The organism is Paenibacillus sp. CR_12 (genome assembly GCF_041953985.1).
Lineage (GTDB): Bacteria > Bacillota > Bacilli > Paenibacillales > Paenibacillaceae > Paenibacillus_AQ > Paenibacillus_AQ lautus_A.
Genome location: NZ_JAVFHO010000015.1, coordinates 1 through 14,675, shown reverse-complemented (window position 1 = coordinate 14,675; position 14,675 = coordinate 1). Strand labels below are relative to the sequence as shown.

16 protein-coding genes and 1 riboswitch are annotated in these 14,675 nt (G+C 49.1%); of the genes, 2 read left to right on the top strand and 14 right to left on the bottom strand.

Annotated elements, in window-relative coordinates:
* Positions 1-91 precede the first annotated feature (91 nt).
* The 3 genes from RB297_RS30525 to RB297_RS30515 all read right to left on the bottom strand — a co-directional run bounded on the left by RB297_RS30525 (position 92) and on the right by RB297_RS30515 (position 4,119).
* Positions 92-1,279 carry a resuscitation-promoting factor gene (locus tag RB297_RS30525; RefSeq protein ID WP_277747439.1) on the bottom strand — a complete coding sequence of 396 codons (1,188 nt, stop codon included), beginning with the start codon at positions 1,277-1,279 and terminating at the stop codon, positions 92-94.
* 269 nt (positions 1,280-1,548) lie between these two features.
* A riboswitch (cyclic di-AMP (ydaO/yuaA leader) is annotated at positions 1,549-1,763 on the bottom strand.
* A gap of 205 nt (positions 1,764-1,968) precedes the next feature.
* Positions 1,969-2,733, bottom strand: coding sequence for a TatD family hydrolase (locus tag RB297_RS30520; RefSeq protein ID WP_192572725.1), 765 nt, complete (start codon positions 2,731-2,733; stop codon positions 1,969-1,971).
* A gap of 96 nt (positions 2,734-2,829) precedes the next feature.
* Positions 2,830-4,119 (bottom strand): HD domain-containing protein, encoded by a 1,290-nt coding sequence (locus RB297_RS30515; protein ID WP_375122068.1) that lies wholly within the window; start codon positions 4,117-4,119, stop codon positions 2,830-2,832.
* A 323-nt stretch (positions 4,120-4,442) separates the two neighbouring features.
* Between RB297_RS30515 and RB297_RS30510 the strand changes: the two genes are divergently transcribed.
* On the top strand, positions 4,443-4,697 hold the full coding sequence (locus RB297_RS30510) for an AbrB/MazE/SpoVT family DNA-binding domain-containing protein (RefSeq protein WP_006207408.1): 255 nt from the start codon (positions 4,443-4,445) through the stop codon (positions 4,695-4,697).
* 265 nt (positions 4,698-4,962) lie between these two features.
* Here RB297_RS30510 and rsmI read toward each other — a convergent pair whose 3' ends face one another.
* The 10 genes from rsmI to RB297_RS30460 all read right to left on the bottom strand — a co-directional run bounded on the left by rsmI (position 4,963) and on the right by RB297_RS30460 (position 13,044).
* The gene (gene rsmI / locus RB297_RS30505; protein WP_213581016.1) at positions 4,963-5,856 is read right to left on the bottom strand and encodes a 16S rRNA (cytidine(1402)-2'-O)-methyltransferase; all 894 of its coding nucleotides are present in this window, start codon (positions 5,854-5,856) and stop codon (positions 4,963-4,965) included.
* The gene (locus RB297_RS30500) at positions 5,853-6,620 is read right to left on the bottom strand and encodes a tRNA1(Val) (adenine(37)-N6)-methyltransferase (protein ID WP_375122067.1); all 768 of its coding nucleotides are present in this window, start codon (positions 6,618-6,620) and stop codon (positions 5,853-5,855) included. Before RB297_RS30500 ends, rsmI begins: the two co-directional genes overlap by 4 nt.
* A 203-nt stretch (positions 6,621-6,823) precedes the next feature.
* Positions 6,824-7,192: a DNA replication initiation control protein YabA gene (gene yabA, locus RB297_RS30495; protein WP_009591928.1), complete on the bottom strand. Its 369-nt coding sequence runs from the start codon at positions 7,190-7,192 to the stop codon at positions 6,824-6,826.
* Between the two features lie 32 nt (positions 7,193-7,224).
* Entirely contained in the window at positions 7,225-8,025 is an 801-nt protein-coding gene (locus RB297_RS30490; RefSeq protein WP_009591910.1) for a PSP1 domain-containing protein, read from the bottom strand.
* A gap of 56 nt (positions 8,026-8,081) precedes the next feature.
* Complete coding sequence (gene holB / locus RB297_RS30485; RefSeq protein WP_096777327.1) at positions 8,082-9,068, bottom strand: DNA polymerase III subunit delta'; 987 nt, start codon at positions 9,066-9,068, stop codon at positions 8,082-8,084.
* An 83-nt stretch (positions 9,069-9,151) separates the two neighbouring features.
* On the bottom strand, positions 9,152-9,595 hold the full coding sequence (locus RB297_RS30480) for a YaaR family protein (RefSeq protein ID WP_009591907.1): 444 nt from the start codon (positions 9,593-9,595) through the stop codon (positions 9,152-9,154).
* 338 nt (positions 9,596-9,933) lie between these two features.
* Complete coding sequence (locus RB297_RS30475) at positions 9,934-10,263, bottom strand: cyclic-di-AMP receptor (RefSeq protein WP_006207400.1); 330 nt, start codon at positions 10,261-10,263, stop codon at positions 9,934-9,936.
* A gap of 65 nt (positions 10,264-10,328) precedes the next feature.
* Positions 10,329-10,973, bottom strand: a complete 645-nt coding sequence (gene tmk, locus RB297_RS30470) for a dTMP kinase (RefSeq protein ID WP_012818301.1) — start codon at positions 10,971-10,973, stop codon at positions 10,329-10,331.
* 78 nt (positions 10,974-11,051) lie between these two features.
* The gene (locus RB297_RS30465) at positions 11,052-12,719 is read right to left on the bottom strand and encodes an aminotransferase class I/II-fold pyridoxal phosphate-dependent enzyme (protein WP_375122066.1); all 1,668 of its coding nucleotides are present in this window, start codon (positions 12,717-12,719) and stop codon (positions 11,052-11,054) included.
* A gap of 139 nt (positions 12,720-12,858) precedes the next feature.
* Positions 12,859-13,044 carry a sigma factor G inhibitor Gin gene (locus RB297_RS30460; RefSeq protein WP_006207397.1) on the bottom strand — a complete coding sequence of 62 codons (186 nt, stop codon included), beginning with the start codon at positions 13,042-13,044 and terminating at the stop codon, positions 12,859-12,861.
* A 233-nt stretch (positions 13,045-13,277) separates the two neighbouring features.
* Between RB297_RS30460 and RB297_RS30455 the strand changes: the two genes are divergently transcribed.
* Positions 13,278-13,799: a hypothetical protein gene (locus RB297_RS30455; RefSeq protein ID WP_192570152.1), complete on the top strand. Its 522-nt coding sequence runs from the start codon at positions 13,278-13,280 to the stop codon at positions 13,797-13,799.
* Positions 13,800-13,897: 98 nt separating this feature from the next.
* Here the strand turns inward: RB297_RS30455 and RB297_RS30450 are convergent, their stop codons facing one another.
* Entirely contained in the window at positions 13,898-14,335 is a 438-nt protein-coding gene (locus RB297_RS30450; RefSeq protein WP_012818298.1) for a hypothetical protein, read from the bottom strand.
* Positions 14,336-14,675: the final 340 nt, after the last annotated feature.

Sequence of the window (14,675 nt, the reverse complement as noted above, 5' to 3'; positions counted from 1 at the left end):
GAAGAGGAAATATTCCCTCTTCTTGATCATCATATATTATAAGCTAAATAGTATAGCATTAGAATGGCAAAGTAAATTGGAATTCATGCGTCTAGTTCAATTCAGGTTTAACCGGACCGATCACGTAAACGGTGCGGCCGCTCTTCCGGCCGAAATTCATGGCCGATTTCAACGAATCGTAATAGACATCGATTTTGTTGCCTTTGATGGCGCCGCCCGTATCTTCAGCACGGCGGAAGCCGATGCCTTCGATGTAAACCCACCATCCGATCGGGATGATATTAGGATCAACGGCGATGGTGCGACCTTCCGTAACGCGTGTGCCGGATGCGGTACGCGTACCGATTCCTTGCTGTTCGGCGGAATACGCGGTCATCGACACGTTGTTCAATACCTTCTTGTATTTAAAATCAACGCCTGCGCGGGAAACCACGTTGTTCTCAACAGCCTTGGCGGTCGTTACTTTTTTCGTGCCGGACAATTTAGCCGGTGTAGCTTTTACATCGGTGGCTGCCGCCTGGACGATAACAGGCTTCTCCACTTTTTTCGTGCCTACGGCAATGATTTTATCCTTCGTTCTGCGTTCGATTTGTTGGGAGACCTTCGTCTTGGAAACCAGCTTGCCATTGTGGTAGACCTTCTCGTAATGGTTCACCATAAGACCAGACTCGCCCCGCTGAATGACGCGGTTATCGCCCTTTTCAAGCGATGGATCGGCCGTCTTGATCACGCGGAATTCGCGGTCTTCCGTTTCCTTAACTTTTTGCTTCGTGACGCGAACGACATGGATATTCATATTGCTGGTCAGCTTCGTGTCTTGCGACGGTTGTACTATATCTTCACCCTGGATCGTAACGCCAGCCTCTTTGAGTACATGATCAACTGTATCCTGGGATGTAAATATGGTTTTGGTTTTGCTGCCTACCGTAACGTTGACTGGAATAGCTCTGTCAATAATAATTCGGTCTCCGTCCCGGATTGCGCCGTTCAGGGGCATCGAAATTTGATCTTGGGGACTCAACGTGATCGCTTGCTCATCCAGCAATTCCTGCAGCAACGATCCACGTGTTTCCACCGTAGTGACCCGGCCGTCGACGACAAGCTGAACTTCCTTGCCTGCCTGGTCATGTACAACCAACGATATGAGAAGTGATACCGTAACGGCACCCATGGCGCCGAGCAACATCAGTTGACGCAAATTGTCATGCTTCCATCTCAATGCGTAAGACATGCTGGATGATTGTGATTCATGGGTTTCTTCAGGTTGAAAAATGCCCACTATTCCATCCTCCTTCATAGTCCCGCCGTCTAGGTAAACGCATGAATGCATTTGACGTGACTATAGCAATTTTTCTCACAGGGCGCCCTGCTATCTATCTACACCCTGCGTCAATTCCCGTCTTCCGTCCATCTGCCATCACCTCCTGTTTACCAAGAGTATGATGGACCCGTCTCCATTATTCAAAAATAAAAGAAGCCATTGAAAGAGTACTAGAGGCTCTAACGTGGCTTCCTGATGAATGAAATCATGGAAATGGTATGCACGAGATTTCCCCTCTTATTTCGCTTACGGAGTTAGCTGTCGGGTTCGGACGTAAGAGAGACGCCCTATATCCGGATGCCCGCTCATGGCGAGATCCTTCAAATTCACCCCAAAGACCCGAAAAAGAAATCAAATACAGCTTCGTGCATCCAGACCAGTATGCACCGCAGTATCGGTTCCCCCGTTCTCCAGAATTTCGGAGATTAAGCGAGACGGTTCATGAAATATTCGGCTGCGATCTGCACATCGCAGCTTCTTATCACTGAAAAGATGATATCCTGTTTGTATGCAGGTTGTAAAGCGACATTCAACCACATTTTCTCAAGTAAAAGGTTAAAATATTGTAATATCAACGCCTTTTCTGATTAAAAAACTTTAATTAATCGAAAATGCTCCCTTTTTCATGGCTTTTGCTCTTGTTTTCGTTAAATACCAAATCGTTCCAGCGCATTTTTGGTGGTAATTTGGGCCAATTCCTCATAGGACAACCCTCTAATTTCGGCCGCCGCCTCCGCCACCAATTTTACATATGCGGTCTCATTTCGTTTCCCGCGGAAGGGATGAGGTGTCAGGTAAGGCGCGTCCGTTTCGATCAATAATCGATCAAGCGGAACCTTTGCCAAAACCTCTTTGGGCTGCTTCGCATTCTTGAACGTAATCGGCCCCCCAAACGAGATATGGAATCCCATATCCAGGCACATTTTGGCCGTTTCCCAGCTTCCGGAGAAGGAATGCATGACACCGCCGACCTCGGAGGCTTTTTCCTCACGCAAAATGTTAACGATATCTTCATGCGCATCCCGGTTATGAATGACAATGGGCATGTTCAATTCCCGGGCAAGCCCGATCTGGCGCCGAAGCACGCGGTGCTGCACTTCCTTGGGGGACGTATCCCAATGATAGTCCAAGCCGATCTCCCCGATTGCCACCACTTTATCGTGACTGCATAAAGAGGCGATCCAATCCAGGTCCTGATCCTCCATGGTGATCGCATCTACAGGATGCCAGCCTACCGCTGCATATATAAAATCATAAGTCTCAGCCAGCTTCATCGTGGTCGGGATCGTCTCCCGGTTAAATCCGATATTGATCATCCGCGTAACGCCGGCTTCAAGCGCCCGCTGAATTGCAGCTTCCCGGTCTTCGTCGAATTGGGGAGCGTCCATATGAGTGTGCGTGTCGAACAGCATACTATCCACACTCTCCTTCCTGTCGTTTCTATGTCGTCTATTTTCCATTAGTTGGTTGAATGCAAGGGGATTAACGGTTGTCCTGTTTTGCCTGATTTAATGCTGTTGTTTGAAAACGTCGGCTATCGTCTCCGGCATTTGACCCAGGAGCGGGCCCACCTTCTCCTCCGGATAATAAAGATGGTACCGCCCTTTATGAATGCCGCTGATCGAGCGTACGATATCGGATACCTCCGAGATTTCCCTCAGCTCGTCATGCCGGTCCAGAAGGAGAATCTGTTTCTCGTTAAGCGGCATATCGGAATGAACCTTATCATAAGGAAGATCCGTTGGAAAATCAATCTCCAGGTCATATTCCGGATGCAGCCCCACCGCGCGGAACGCTTGGCGGATCCCGTCGATGGTTTCCAGATCGATGTTGTCGATTTCTACGTATTTGTAGAGCTTTCGGTGCATGAAACGGCCGCATAATTCGCTAAGAAGCGGGTCTTCCTCCTCCGTCCATTGCAGAAAGGCCGTTTGAATCAAGGCTTCATCAAGACGCAGGTATTGTTTCACGCCGATATTCCCCGAAAACAACGCAGGCAGCGGTTCGATCATGAAACGGAAAGCATATCCACGGTCATGCAGCTCCTTGGCCCGGCGAAAGATTTGGCGCAGGATGATTTCGGAGCTTCGGGTGACGGGATGAAAATACACCTGCCAGTACATCTGATACCGCGACATGAGATAATCCTCCACCGCGTGCATGCCCGATTCCTTCACGACGACCCGATCGCGGTACGGCCGCAGCATCCGCAAGATTCGGTCGATATCAATCGTTCCATAATTGACTCCCGTATAGTAGGCATCCCTTAGCAAATAATCCATCCGGTCTGCATCCAGCGGACTAGTGACCAGATTCATGACAATTGGCTTATCGTAGGTTTTGTTAATAACGGAGGCGACCTTCTCGGGAAAATCGGAACCGAGCTCCTGAAGTACCTGATTGACGCAAGTATCTCCGAGCAGGATCCGGCATGTCCAATCCTCGTGGTTCATATGAAAAGCTTCTTCTATGGAATGCGAAAAAGGTCCATGCCCCACATCATGCAGCAGCGCCGCGCAGAGCGCAACTTGCCGTTCCTCGGCAGGCCAATCGGAATACCCTCTCCGTTCGAATTGAGAGATGATTCTTCTCGTAATTTCATAGACTCCAAGAGAATGGGAGAATCGGCTGTGCTCAGCTCCATGAAAGGTCAGGAAAGAAGTGCCCAACTGCCTGACCCGGCGAAGCCGCTGGAATTCCGGGGTATCGATTAACCGCCAAATGATGTCGTCCTGTACATGAATATAGTTGTGGACGGGGTCCTTAAACACTTTTTCTTCCGAAATGGGTGAATGCATTTCATCTCAACTCCTTCTCGTTAACTCTTTAGTTTTAGCCGATAAACACTTCTTTTGACATCTAATGTCGAACTGTGTCGAATAACGTAAAATCGCGCTTTCCAAATCGACAAATCCAAAATCGTCGTGAAAATTGGTTCGATTATGGTAATTCCGTTGCTATATAAGGCTTTTGTTCACTATACTTTCGTAAACAGGTTCCGATTTCTCAAAAATATAGGTTGACTGTTTTGGGAATCGTTGGTACTATAAATAACATAAAAACTAGAACTATGTCGAATTATGACTTTTTTAAATTATGGCGAGAGGGGCATTTATAAGTTATGATGAAATCAACAGGAATTGTAAGGAAAGTCGATGAGCTTGGACGGGTCGTCATTCCGATTGAGTTGCGCCGCACGCTCGGAATTGGTGAGAAAGATGCATTGGAGATTTATGTAGACGGCGAACGCATCATGCTTAAGAAATATGAGCCTGCGTGCATCTTCTGTGGTAACGCTGAGAACGTCACTTACTTCAAAGGTAAAATTGTTTGCCATGAATGTATCTCGGAAATCCCTACACCTGTGACAAATTAAGATTTTTAGTATATAATAGCATTATTACATTTTGTTAATTCTAACCTTTTTCATATCTCCTTGGTGCCTTCCTCGGCTATGAACCCGGCCGCAGGAGGGTCTTTTTTTGGGATTAAAGAATTATACGTTTTCAGTGAAGCGTATCCTTTCTTTAATCCCATTTATATGTTTTGGGGTCCCCGTAAAGTATTTGGAATAAGCATCGAAGCTTGGGTCCACTTTGTGGGGCTTTTTGTTTATCCCCCTTGGGCCAGGCAAGCCATATTCACGACTCCGTCAGGAGTGCGTTATAGATGTCCCTTTTCGATACGCCGCGATCACCCGCGGTTTTTTTCATGGCATCCTTGCGGCTTAGTCCTTCCTGCTCATAGTGCCCCACATGCTCCTCCAGCGAAAGCTCCTGCCACCAGGCATTTTTCTCTTTCTGCTCCTCTTCTGCACTGCCGGCTTCCACCACCAAACAATATTCGCCCAGCGGCGGATGCTCCGTGAGCCAGTCCAGGCATTCGGAAATGCTGCCTCGCACAAATTCCTCGTAGCGCTTGGTGAGCTCCCGTGCCAAGGTCACCTTCCGATTTCCCAGTACCTCCTGCAGAATCTCCAGCGTCTTCTTCACGCGATGCGGAGATTCATAAAATAATAACGTTCCCTGCGCCGATTGCAAAGCTTGCAGCTGTTGGACGATATCTTTGCGCTCCCTCGGCAAAAAACCGATAAACGTAAACCGTTCGGTCGGCAAACCCGACACGATTAAGGCGGATAACGCCGCATTGGCTCCCGGGATCGGAATGACCGAAATTCCTGCCTCAATCGCAAGCGAAACCAGATCACTGCCAGGGTCTGAAATCGCCGGCAGACCGGCATCGCTGACGAGTGCCACATTTTTTCCTTCTATTATATAACGTATGATTTCAGGACCGCTTGCCGCCTTGTTATGCTCGTGATAACTAAACAGCGGTTTAGCCGGAATTTCGAAATGGGTCAGCAGCTTGCGTGACTGCCTTGTATCCTCTGCCGCTATAATATCGCATTCCTGCAGGATGCGTACGGCCCGGTACGTTATATCCTCTAAATTCCCGATCGGCGTTGCCACCAAATACAGCGAACCCGGACTTCCCGCTCCCCGGTCAGCATAACTCTGTTGCACAAGATTTCTCATTCTTTTGTCTCATCCTCATGTGTTCCATAGTAAATTTCCATAAAATCCGGGCCGTAATTCCCCTGCTCATCATACACAATCAGCGGTGGCTTCAGCCGAACCTCGGGCTTTCCATCCCGAATGCCCTCGATCAGGACCATGTTGGCTTCCATCTTCACTCGCGGATGCACAAATCGGATGACCTTGGGCTCAATCCGGTATTTGCTCATCAGGGTGATAATCTCCGCCAGCCGCAGAGGCTTATGAACCATGCTCATCTTCCCGCCTTGTTTGAGCAGCCTTGCACAGGACTCAATGACTTCTTCAAGCGTACAGTGAATTTCATGCCTCGCAATCGCCTGATGCTCATTCAGCTTCAAGTCGCTGCCATTCATCGGCATATAAGGCGGGTTGACCGTAATCAGGTCATACGCTCCATATCCCTTTTCCTTGTACAGTTCTCGCAGATCGCCTTCATGGATCGTGATCTGGCCCTGAAGGTCATTCATCGCTACGCTCCGTCTGGCCATATCCGCAAGTCTGGGCTGAATTTCAATCCCCTCGATCGGCGCGCCTGTACGTGTCGACAGCAGAATGGGAATTACCCCGTTACCCGTGCACATATCCAGAATCCGGCCCCTGCGCGGTATGCTGGCAAACCTGGCAAGCAGGACCGCGTCCATGGAGAAGCTGAATACCTCTTCGCTTTGAATGATGCCGAGCTCATGGGTAAGCAGATCATCGATCCGCTCGGATGGTTGCAGTAACACTTCTTTCAATTTCATGGTTTCAACCCTTTATCTCTATAATTCGTTATATCCCCGCTACTTTGGTGTGTAACTCTTTCCACCCTTGCCTGATGATATGAAATACGTAAAAGGCTGCTCTTCACATTGCATGACAAGCAGCCATATGTCTCACTCGCGATCCTTACAGTATAACCTTTCGATTCTAGAAAAAAACCGTAGGCAATTTCCCCTACGGCTTCTTATTTATTCAGAAAAGACAAGCAGAACAGGCAATCCCCTTCCGTCCGCAGATGTCCATAATAGACATTGCAAATGTGGAAGCCTTCATGATACAGCCGTGCCAGGTTATCGTACCCCTCACCGACCACATCTTCATGTTCCTCATCCTTCACATGAGGCTGAGGTTGTAAAGCAACTGGGTTTTCCAATTCTGCCGGATTGACTTCCCTCTTTAATATTTTCCGGAGCTGTTCATTTTCAAGACTGAGGCGATGGTTCTCTTCCAGCAGTTCCTTGATGACCAGCTTAAGTCCACCCAGTTCACTGTGTATATGTCCCATCTGTGTTTCCAACTCTTGAATGAGCACAAAAATGTTTTTCTTCTCCAAGTCTACACCCCGAAAATAAACATTCTATTGGACTATTTGATGACAACGTCATCCATTGGAAGTTCCTTGACCTTTCCAATTTCAAACAGCTGAACATGAACCGTCCGCTTATCCGCATTGAGCCCGACTACTTTGCCTTCTCCAAGCGAAGTAACGACCAGTTTCCCAGCGGATGGAAGCTCTTCTTTCACGCTTTCATAATTATCATGCTCAAACTTCAGGCAGCACATCAATCTTCCGCATAGCCCGGAAATTTTAGTCGGATTGAGCGATAGGCTTTGATCCTTTGCCATCTTGATCGATACCGGCTCAAAATCACCAAGCCATGAGGAACAGCACAGTACGCGTCCACAAGGTCCAAGACCGCCGAGCATTTTGGCTTCATCGCGAACTCCAATCTGGCGAAGTTCGATTCTTGTTCGGAATATGCTGGCCAGATCCTTAACCAGTTCACGGAAATCCACACGGCCTTCCGCCGTGAAGTAGAAAATGATTTTGTTTCGGTCAAAGGTAAATTCCACGTCGACCAGCTTCATTTTCAGTTCGTGATCCCGAATTTTATTTAAACAGGTGGTGAATGCATCCTTCGCCGCTTGTTTGTTCTCTTCAACCACACGGGCATCGGAGTCACCAGCGATACGAATGACCTTCTTGAGGGGAAGGACAACGTCCGATTCACCTACCTCCTTCTTTCCTATCACAACTTGACCATACTCGATCCCTCTCGCGGTTTCCACAATTACGGATTGTTCCTTCTCCACGGGGAGGTCGAGCGGATCAAAGTAATATATTTTGCCCGCTTTCTTAAAGCGGACACCTACTACACTGTACAAAAATAAACCCCCTTGTGCCTGTACATATTGGCCATTCTTCGGGCCTGGGGGTGTGCTCACGCCGGAGTGTTACCGCCCAAACCCATCAATAACTGCTCTAAACTGAGCTGTCCATTGACATTATAGCGTAACTTCTTCTGACACTCTGCGGCCAAATCCATGTATGACACCCACTGTGCTGTGCTGCGGGCTGATGCATGACCAGAGATATACTCTGCCTGATCTATGAAAACGAGAGACTCTTTCCTTCCATACTGGACATGGATCATGTCCTTAAACCATAAATGAAACATACTGAACAATAAGTCCAGATGATCGGAGAGTTCGGTTTTGAACACTTTTTGACTCGCGGTGATCATCGCAGAGCCGCTACGGTTCAAAGACTCCTTCCCTAATTGTAACACTACGTTTCTAATTTCTGCAAACCAATTCTCATTCAATATTTTCCTGCACTCGTCAAGCCCGGATGCCAGATGAACGGCACAGCGTACAAGCGCGGCAGGATAGCCCTCACCTACAAGGACCTTTTCCATCATCTGCGGATCGAGTGCCCGAAACGGGACTAACTGGGATCGCGATTGAATGGTGGGCAGAAGGGCTTGTCCATTCTCGGCAATCAGTATGGCGACGGCAGGCGCCTGCGGCTCCTCAAGAAATTTCAGCAGGCTGTTGGCTGCCTGCGTGGTCATCTTCTCCGCACGGTCAATAATATATACCTTGGGGTTCCGATTCTCCGATCGATAGGAGAATATCCGCTGAAGATCGCGGATCTGATCGATCTTGATGCTGGCCCCATCCGGCTCGACCATCGTCAGATCCGGATGGTTGCCGTGCTCCACCTTGCGGCATTCCAAACATTGCCCGCAAGCATCGTCTTCCCGTTCCGTACAAAACAATGCCTTGGCAAACGTAAGCGCCGTCTGCATCTGTCCGGCACCGTTCGGGCCGCTAAACAGATAGGCATGACTGACAGCATTACGGCGCAAGGCATTTTGCAGCAGTTGCTTCGCAGTCTCTTGACCTACGATATCGTTAAAAGACATATGTCCTCACCTTCTACCAATCCTTCATGATCCTCTATGACGGAACAGTCCATCATTTCAAGTAAACTTTCTTACGCTTGCGGCTAGAATACAAGATTGATCAGCATGCCCCGGATTTCCCCTACCTTGTTCAGCAGATCAATTCTCCCCTGTTCCGTATCCAGCAGCTCATCCGCCATCTCGAGCAGCGCCGAATCGACCTCATCGATTACGTTATAGCGCTTGCCGCGCCCCCGGCGGTCCCAGCCTCGCGTTTCCTTCATTTTTACGCCGCGACGAACCGTTTCTTCCAGGAAGCGGCGAACCATCAATTTATATGCCTTTAACTCCCGGACGGTCATTGCTTTGGCCAAACGATCCCCTTGCATTGCAATTTCACGCATTTGACGACTCAGCTCTTCATGGGTCGCACGTTCTCCCTGCTGCTGCATCATATCCGAGAACGATCGCTTCTGAATCGGTCTGGCGTTGCCATCCGGCACCGTGATTTCGCTTTTCATGGGCCGAAAGCCCGGATTGATCTTCACCTGAATCCACCGCCTATTGCGTTATTTGTTGCATCTAATAAAACGGAGGCATCTGGTACGTTCATATCGAACAACCTATGCCTCACGTGAACGTACCTTGAAATGGTTATCTTGTCAAGCGATTCGCCGACAATGATCGAAATACGGGGTGCTTGATCCGGAGTCCATCTACAATATCCATTTATGAAAGATCATCTCCCGATTGCAGCGATCTACGGTAACTATTTTTATTATGATACAGAAGTGGTTCAGAAGACTTTCAATACAGGAGAACACAGCCGTCAAATATCCCAATAAAAACATCCGTTACGTATCTATCGCAGATCTAGAGAATGAATTTAGAAATGCTCGAAACGTTCTACAGGGAGCACAAATACCGTTGCGCCGCCAACCTGCACTTCAACCGGAAGCGGCAAATAGGAATCGGTTGTACCGCTCATAGGGGTTACCGGAGTGACCAGCTGTTCGCGGACCTTACAGCTTGTGCGAATGACGCTGAGCACACTTTCAACCTGTGAATCGTCTACCCCAATCATAAAGGTGGTGTTCCCCGCCTTCAGAAAGCCGCCCGTACTTGCAAGCTTTGTCGCCCGAAAGTTAGCTTTGACCAATGCGGCGGAGAGACGGTTGCTATCTTTATCCTGGACAATCGCAACAATCAATTTCATGGTAAACCCTCCTTGTTTATTTTGGGCATCGTATGCCCTTAACACTACTTATTTGACAAACAACCTCAAAAATCCTTTAATATCGCGTCTTCCAAGTGGCGATTCATTTCCCTTTCGACCTGCGCGGGCGTCTTGGAAGCATCCACGATGCGAATTCGATCCGGATTACGCTCTGCTACCAATAGATAGCCTTCCCTAACTTTCTCGTGAAATGTCAGGTTCTCCATATCCAGTCGATTCCATTCCCGTTCTGCATTCGCCGCGATCCTTGACAGGCCGATCCTCGGCTCGATATCGAATAACAGCGTCAGATCCGGCATCCGGGTATCAATGGCGAACTGATTGATGCTCCATACCTCTTCCATGCCCAATCCTCGCGCATACCCCTGGTAAACCAGGCTGCTGTCCACGAATCGGTCGCATAGGACGGTCAATCCCTGCCTTAATGCCGGCTCCACCTTCTCCACAAGATGCTGGCGGCGGGCTGCCGCGTATAACAATGCTTCTGTGCGTGCATCCATCGCGGTGTGCTCCGGATCCAGAATAATGGAGCGGATCTTCTCGGCGATGTCTATGCCTCCGGGCTCGCGGGTAATCAGATACGGGATCGAATGATTCTGCATAAAGGCGGCGAGTCTGCCCATCATGGTCGTTTTACCGGAACCTTCTCCTCCTTCTACGGTAATAAATAGTGGTCTGCGATTATTCATAGCGTATCCTGCTTTCATCATTTGTTGATCATATGCCCCAAGTTTTACGTACCGGCGCATTACGGAGGTTTCCATCCTTTACGTTTCCTTGTAAACGACAATGGTTTGCAGCGTGGGATCGGTTATTCCTTGACACTTGGCCCCGGCCATCCTCAATGCCAGCATTCTCTGTTCCATTTCTGCTGTTATGTCTTCGCCGGGGTATAATATCGGAATGCCTGGCGGATACGGAATAACCATCTCGGCCGCCTTTCGCCCGGCGCTATTTGCTAACGGCACCGATTCCAATCGCTCCTTGTCAATCGGCTTAAGCGAGAAAGGGACTGGAGCTGAATATGGAGCCTGTCGCAGCAAATTGTTCCACGTGGAAACATCGGAGACCGAATTTTCTTCAGTTAACAAGTTAGCATCGACATTGAAGTGAGAAGAACCCTCATTCAAGTGGATACCCGGCCGCTCGTACTTCGCGAAATCCCCCTGTTCCCGCAATTTCCGGATCAGTAATTCCGTATCTTCCGCAGCAGTGCCTGGTTCCATTCCGGTCTCATCTGTCTTCTCCCCCTGCTCTACAATATGCACAAGAGCCCATAAGACGTGATTCGCATCTTCGCGGGTCGATCCCAATGTAAACAATAAGACGACGCGCAGCTCGTCACTCATCTCCGGCACGCAGCCGCGCGCCTCCAGTGCGCGCTGTAGTGCATACCCGCTAAGGGCCCCGGTGCGGTCATAAATGACCGCCTTGAACGGGTCCTGGCGGGTGTACGCCGCGGCGGCTGTGCCCGCGGCGCCTTCCATGGGCTGCGGCGGCTGCAGCAGCCCGAAGCGCGGCAGCTTCGCGAGGCCGCGCCGGAAGGCATCCACGGCGGCTAGGCCAGCCGTGAAGGCGCCTGCGCCCTGCGTGTGCAGCAGGCGCCGTGCCAGATCCAGCGAAGCCATGAGCGGGTACGAGGGGCTGGAGCTTTGCACCATCGCCAGCCGCTGGCGCAGCAGGCTCCGGTCGAGCAGCCCGCCCTGTACATGCAGCATGGCTCCCATCGTCATTGCGGCTAACATCTTGTGCGTGGATTGGACCACGCCGTCCGCGCCGCATGACAAAGCATTCATCGGCAGCTGTGGATGCTGCCCGTAATGCGCTCCGTGCGCTTCGTCCACCAGCAGCGGCACTCCGCGCTTATGGCAGGCCTCCGCCAGCGGCCTTATGTCGCTCCCCATCCCGTAATAGTTCGGCATCGTGATGATCGCTCCCTTGGCCTCAGGGAAGGCCTCAAGAGCCGCTGTCAGCGTAGCTTCTGATGGGGCAACGGCTAAACCGCTCTGCTTGTCCAGCTCCGGCTGAAGAAACACCGCCCTTGCACCGGCCAGCATCAATCCGTTCAACACGGACTTATGTACGTTCCGCTGCACCAGCACGAGATCGCCCGGCTCACGGCATACCGTCAGGATCAGCGCCAGATTGCCGGCCGTGCTTCCGCCCACCAGAAAAAAGCTTTCTTCGGCGCCAAAACAATCGGCAGCCAGCTCCTGCGCTTCCTGAATCACGCCTTCCGGATGAAATAAATCATCGGTTCCGGTAATTTCCGTCACATCGATGCGCATCGCCTCTCGCAGCATCTCCGCTGCGTCACCTTCTGCCCCGTATGCCCTGCCGTTCTTATGGCCGGGTACATGAAAAGATGAAGCCCCGCGTTCCCGGTATAACCTTAAAGCTTCAGCAAGTGGGGCACGCTCTCTATGTGTAGTCATCGACATATCCCTTCGGATTACATTCTCTAACCTATTTTAACTCAAATTGAAACCTACGCCTACGTTTCCATGCCCTGAAAATCCTCTCTAAACAAAAAAAGGCCCTTACTTCAGGCCCATTTAACACGCGTACCCGCGCCTATGCATTCTTCGGCATCGCAATCTGTTTTAATTGACGGATAAAAAAATGATATTTGGCATCTTCCGCACTGGTATGGACGATTTCCGATTCACATTCCTCGCATACGAATTGCGATACAATGGTGATTCCATCGGTCTTCGACTGATTGCATATGATACACACGTGTTCGGTCAATTCTTCCATAACCATCCCACCTTGATCCTTTTCCTATTAGTATGACACAGTTTCTATTATTTTAAACCTTTTCATAGGATATCTTTCTACGCTTTATTTATATGTACCCCTTGATGGCCTTGTGTCTGTACCTTTTTTTTCAGCTTAATAAAAATATGATTTTGTCCGATAAAAACATAAAAGACTAAAACTTCTCGTCTATCGAAATTTATCTTCTATTTAAAGGGGGACGGCATAGCCCAATGGCAGATCCACACGGTCAAGCCACCTTTTATCACTACCGCTTAATCAAGAAAATCCAGTTTTCCAAAAGCTTGCTCATCCTCTACTTAAGTCTGCCTTGGCTTGCTGCAGCTGCAGGGACCCTATGGGTGTCTCCGTACATTCTGCTTTATATGCTCATCGCTTTTCCGCTTATGTTATGGATCCAGTACGTTATCGGTCATACCGTGCTTGTCCTTCTGGGAACAGGCTATCGAAAGCGCTGGCGCTTCAGGCTGAGGCTGCCTTGGCTTGGTTATATCCCAGATCAACATGTCAGCCGTCGCGTATTCATGTTGGTGCAGTTCTATACCTGTTGGGTAGGGATAGTCTTAAGCGCTATCATGGCCTTCTGGTCATCGCTGCCGTTTGCCATTGCGATTGTGTTCTGGCATCTATGGCTGCTTCTTCCGCGAGCTTATACCATGCTGCGCCTGAGCGGTCAGCGCAAAGACGGGATGTTAAAAATGAATGAGCAGGATATCTCATACTACCAGCAATAAAGTAAAGGATTTTTCGTGTTTGAATTTATTACATAGCATTGTAACCATATTCTCTTGTACATGAAATAAAGACCTCATTCCGAAGCCGGAAGAGGTCTTTATTCATTCGCTTTATTGCTTTCCAATCCTTGTATGACTTGTTTCTTAAGCTGAGTAGGAACCGTGATTATGAGAAAATCGTCTTGCACCGACAGGTGGACGATACTTTTACCTTTTTCAAACACTAACGAAGACCCGTTGTCTTCAACTTCCTTCTGCTTCCATCCCCAGGACTCGATTTCATCCAAGTAAGGCTCAGGAATACTGTCGTCTTCCTTCAAGCCTGGAAGCGCATAGCGTACATAATCCAAGTCACTATTGCCTGTCGTCTGCTCCGTTTTATTCGCTTCCTTCGGAACCGGGAATGATTTCACATTCGCTGCCCCGTCAAAGGATTTCCAGCTTGGTTCCGTGGATGCCCCGCATCCGGATCCGATTAACAGTATCGTACCCGCACAGATCATTCCTGCCACATGCAGACCACTTTTACGCAACATGTCATTGTCCTCCTTCCCCCACAATAACCGGTCTCCAGATGAGTATTCATAGTTGGTTGGTTAATGGAGAACCTTCCAATCAGGCCTTCATTCCTATAGCCTGCGTAAATCGGTAAACACTTACCCGATTATGCCTAATTCTATTATACTGATTTTCGGCGTGGTATCGGTAACAAAATCTTCATCTGTTTACGTCAATTTTATGATCATGTTATATAACAGAAAAGCCGCTGGCACTTACGTTTGGTGCTATTTTAAGCGTTGGACCTCTTAATACGGCAAAGCATCAAAAGTCCCATAAACAAATAAAAACCACCATCGATTACATCGACAGTGGTTT

Bases quoted from the DNA above. Each gene is read 5' to 3' on its own strand.
- RB297_RS30500 (WP_375122067.1), bottom strand. From the start codon at position 6,620: ATGAAATTGAAAGAAGTGTTACTGCAACCATCCGAGCGGATCGATGAT.
- RB297_RS30455 (WP_192570152.1), top strand. From the start codon at position 13,278: ATGGCAGATCCACACGGTCAAGCCACCTTTTATCACTACCGCTTAATC.
- RB297_RS30460 (WP_006207397.1), bottom strand. From the start codon at position 13,044: ATGGAAGAATTGACCGAACACGTGTGTATCATATGCAATCAGTCGAAG.
- rsmI (WP_213581016.1), bottom strand. From the start codon at position 5,856: ATGAGAAATCTTGTGCAACAGAGTTATGCTGACCGGGGAGCGGGAAGT.
- RB297_RS30510 (WP_006207408.1), top strand. From the start codon at position 4,443: ATGATGAAATCAACAGGAATTGTAAGGAAAGTCGATGAGCTTGGACGG.
- RB297_RS30520 (WP_192572725.1), bottom strand. From the start codon at position 2,733: ATGCTGTTCGACACGCACACTCATATGGACGCTCCCCAATTCGACGAA.
- holB (WP_096777327.1), bottom strand. From the start codon at position 9,068: ATGTCTTTTAACGATATCGTAGGTCAAGAGACTGCGAAGCAACTGCTG.
- RB297_RS30450 (WP_012818298.1), bottom strand. From the start codon at position 14,335: ATGTTGCGTAAAAGTGGTCTGCATGTGGCAGGAATGATCTGTGCGGGT.
- RB297_RS30475 (WP_006207400.1), bottom strand. From the start codon at position 10,263: ATGAAATTGATTGTTGCGATTGTCCAGGATAAAGATAGCAACCGTCTC.
- RB297_RS30515 (WP_375122068.1), bottom strand. From the start codon at position 4,119: ATGCATTCACCCATTTCGGAAGAAAAAGTGTTTAAGGACCCCGTCCAC.
- tmk (WP_012818301.1), bottom strand. From the start codon at position 10,973: ATGAATAATCGCAGACCACTATTTATTACCGTAGAAGGAGGAGAAGGT.
- RB297_RS30465 (WP_375122066.1), bottom strand. From the start codon at position 12,719: ATGACTACACATAGAGAGCGTGCCCCACTTGCTGAAGCTTTAAGGTTA.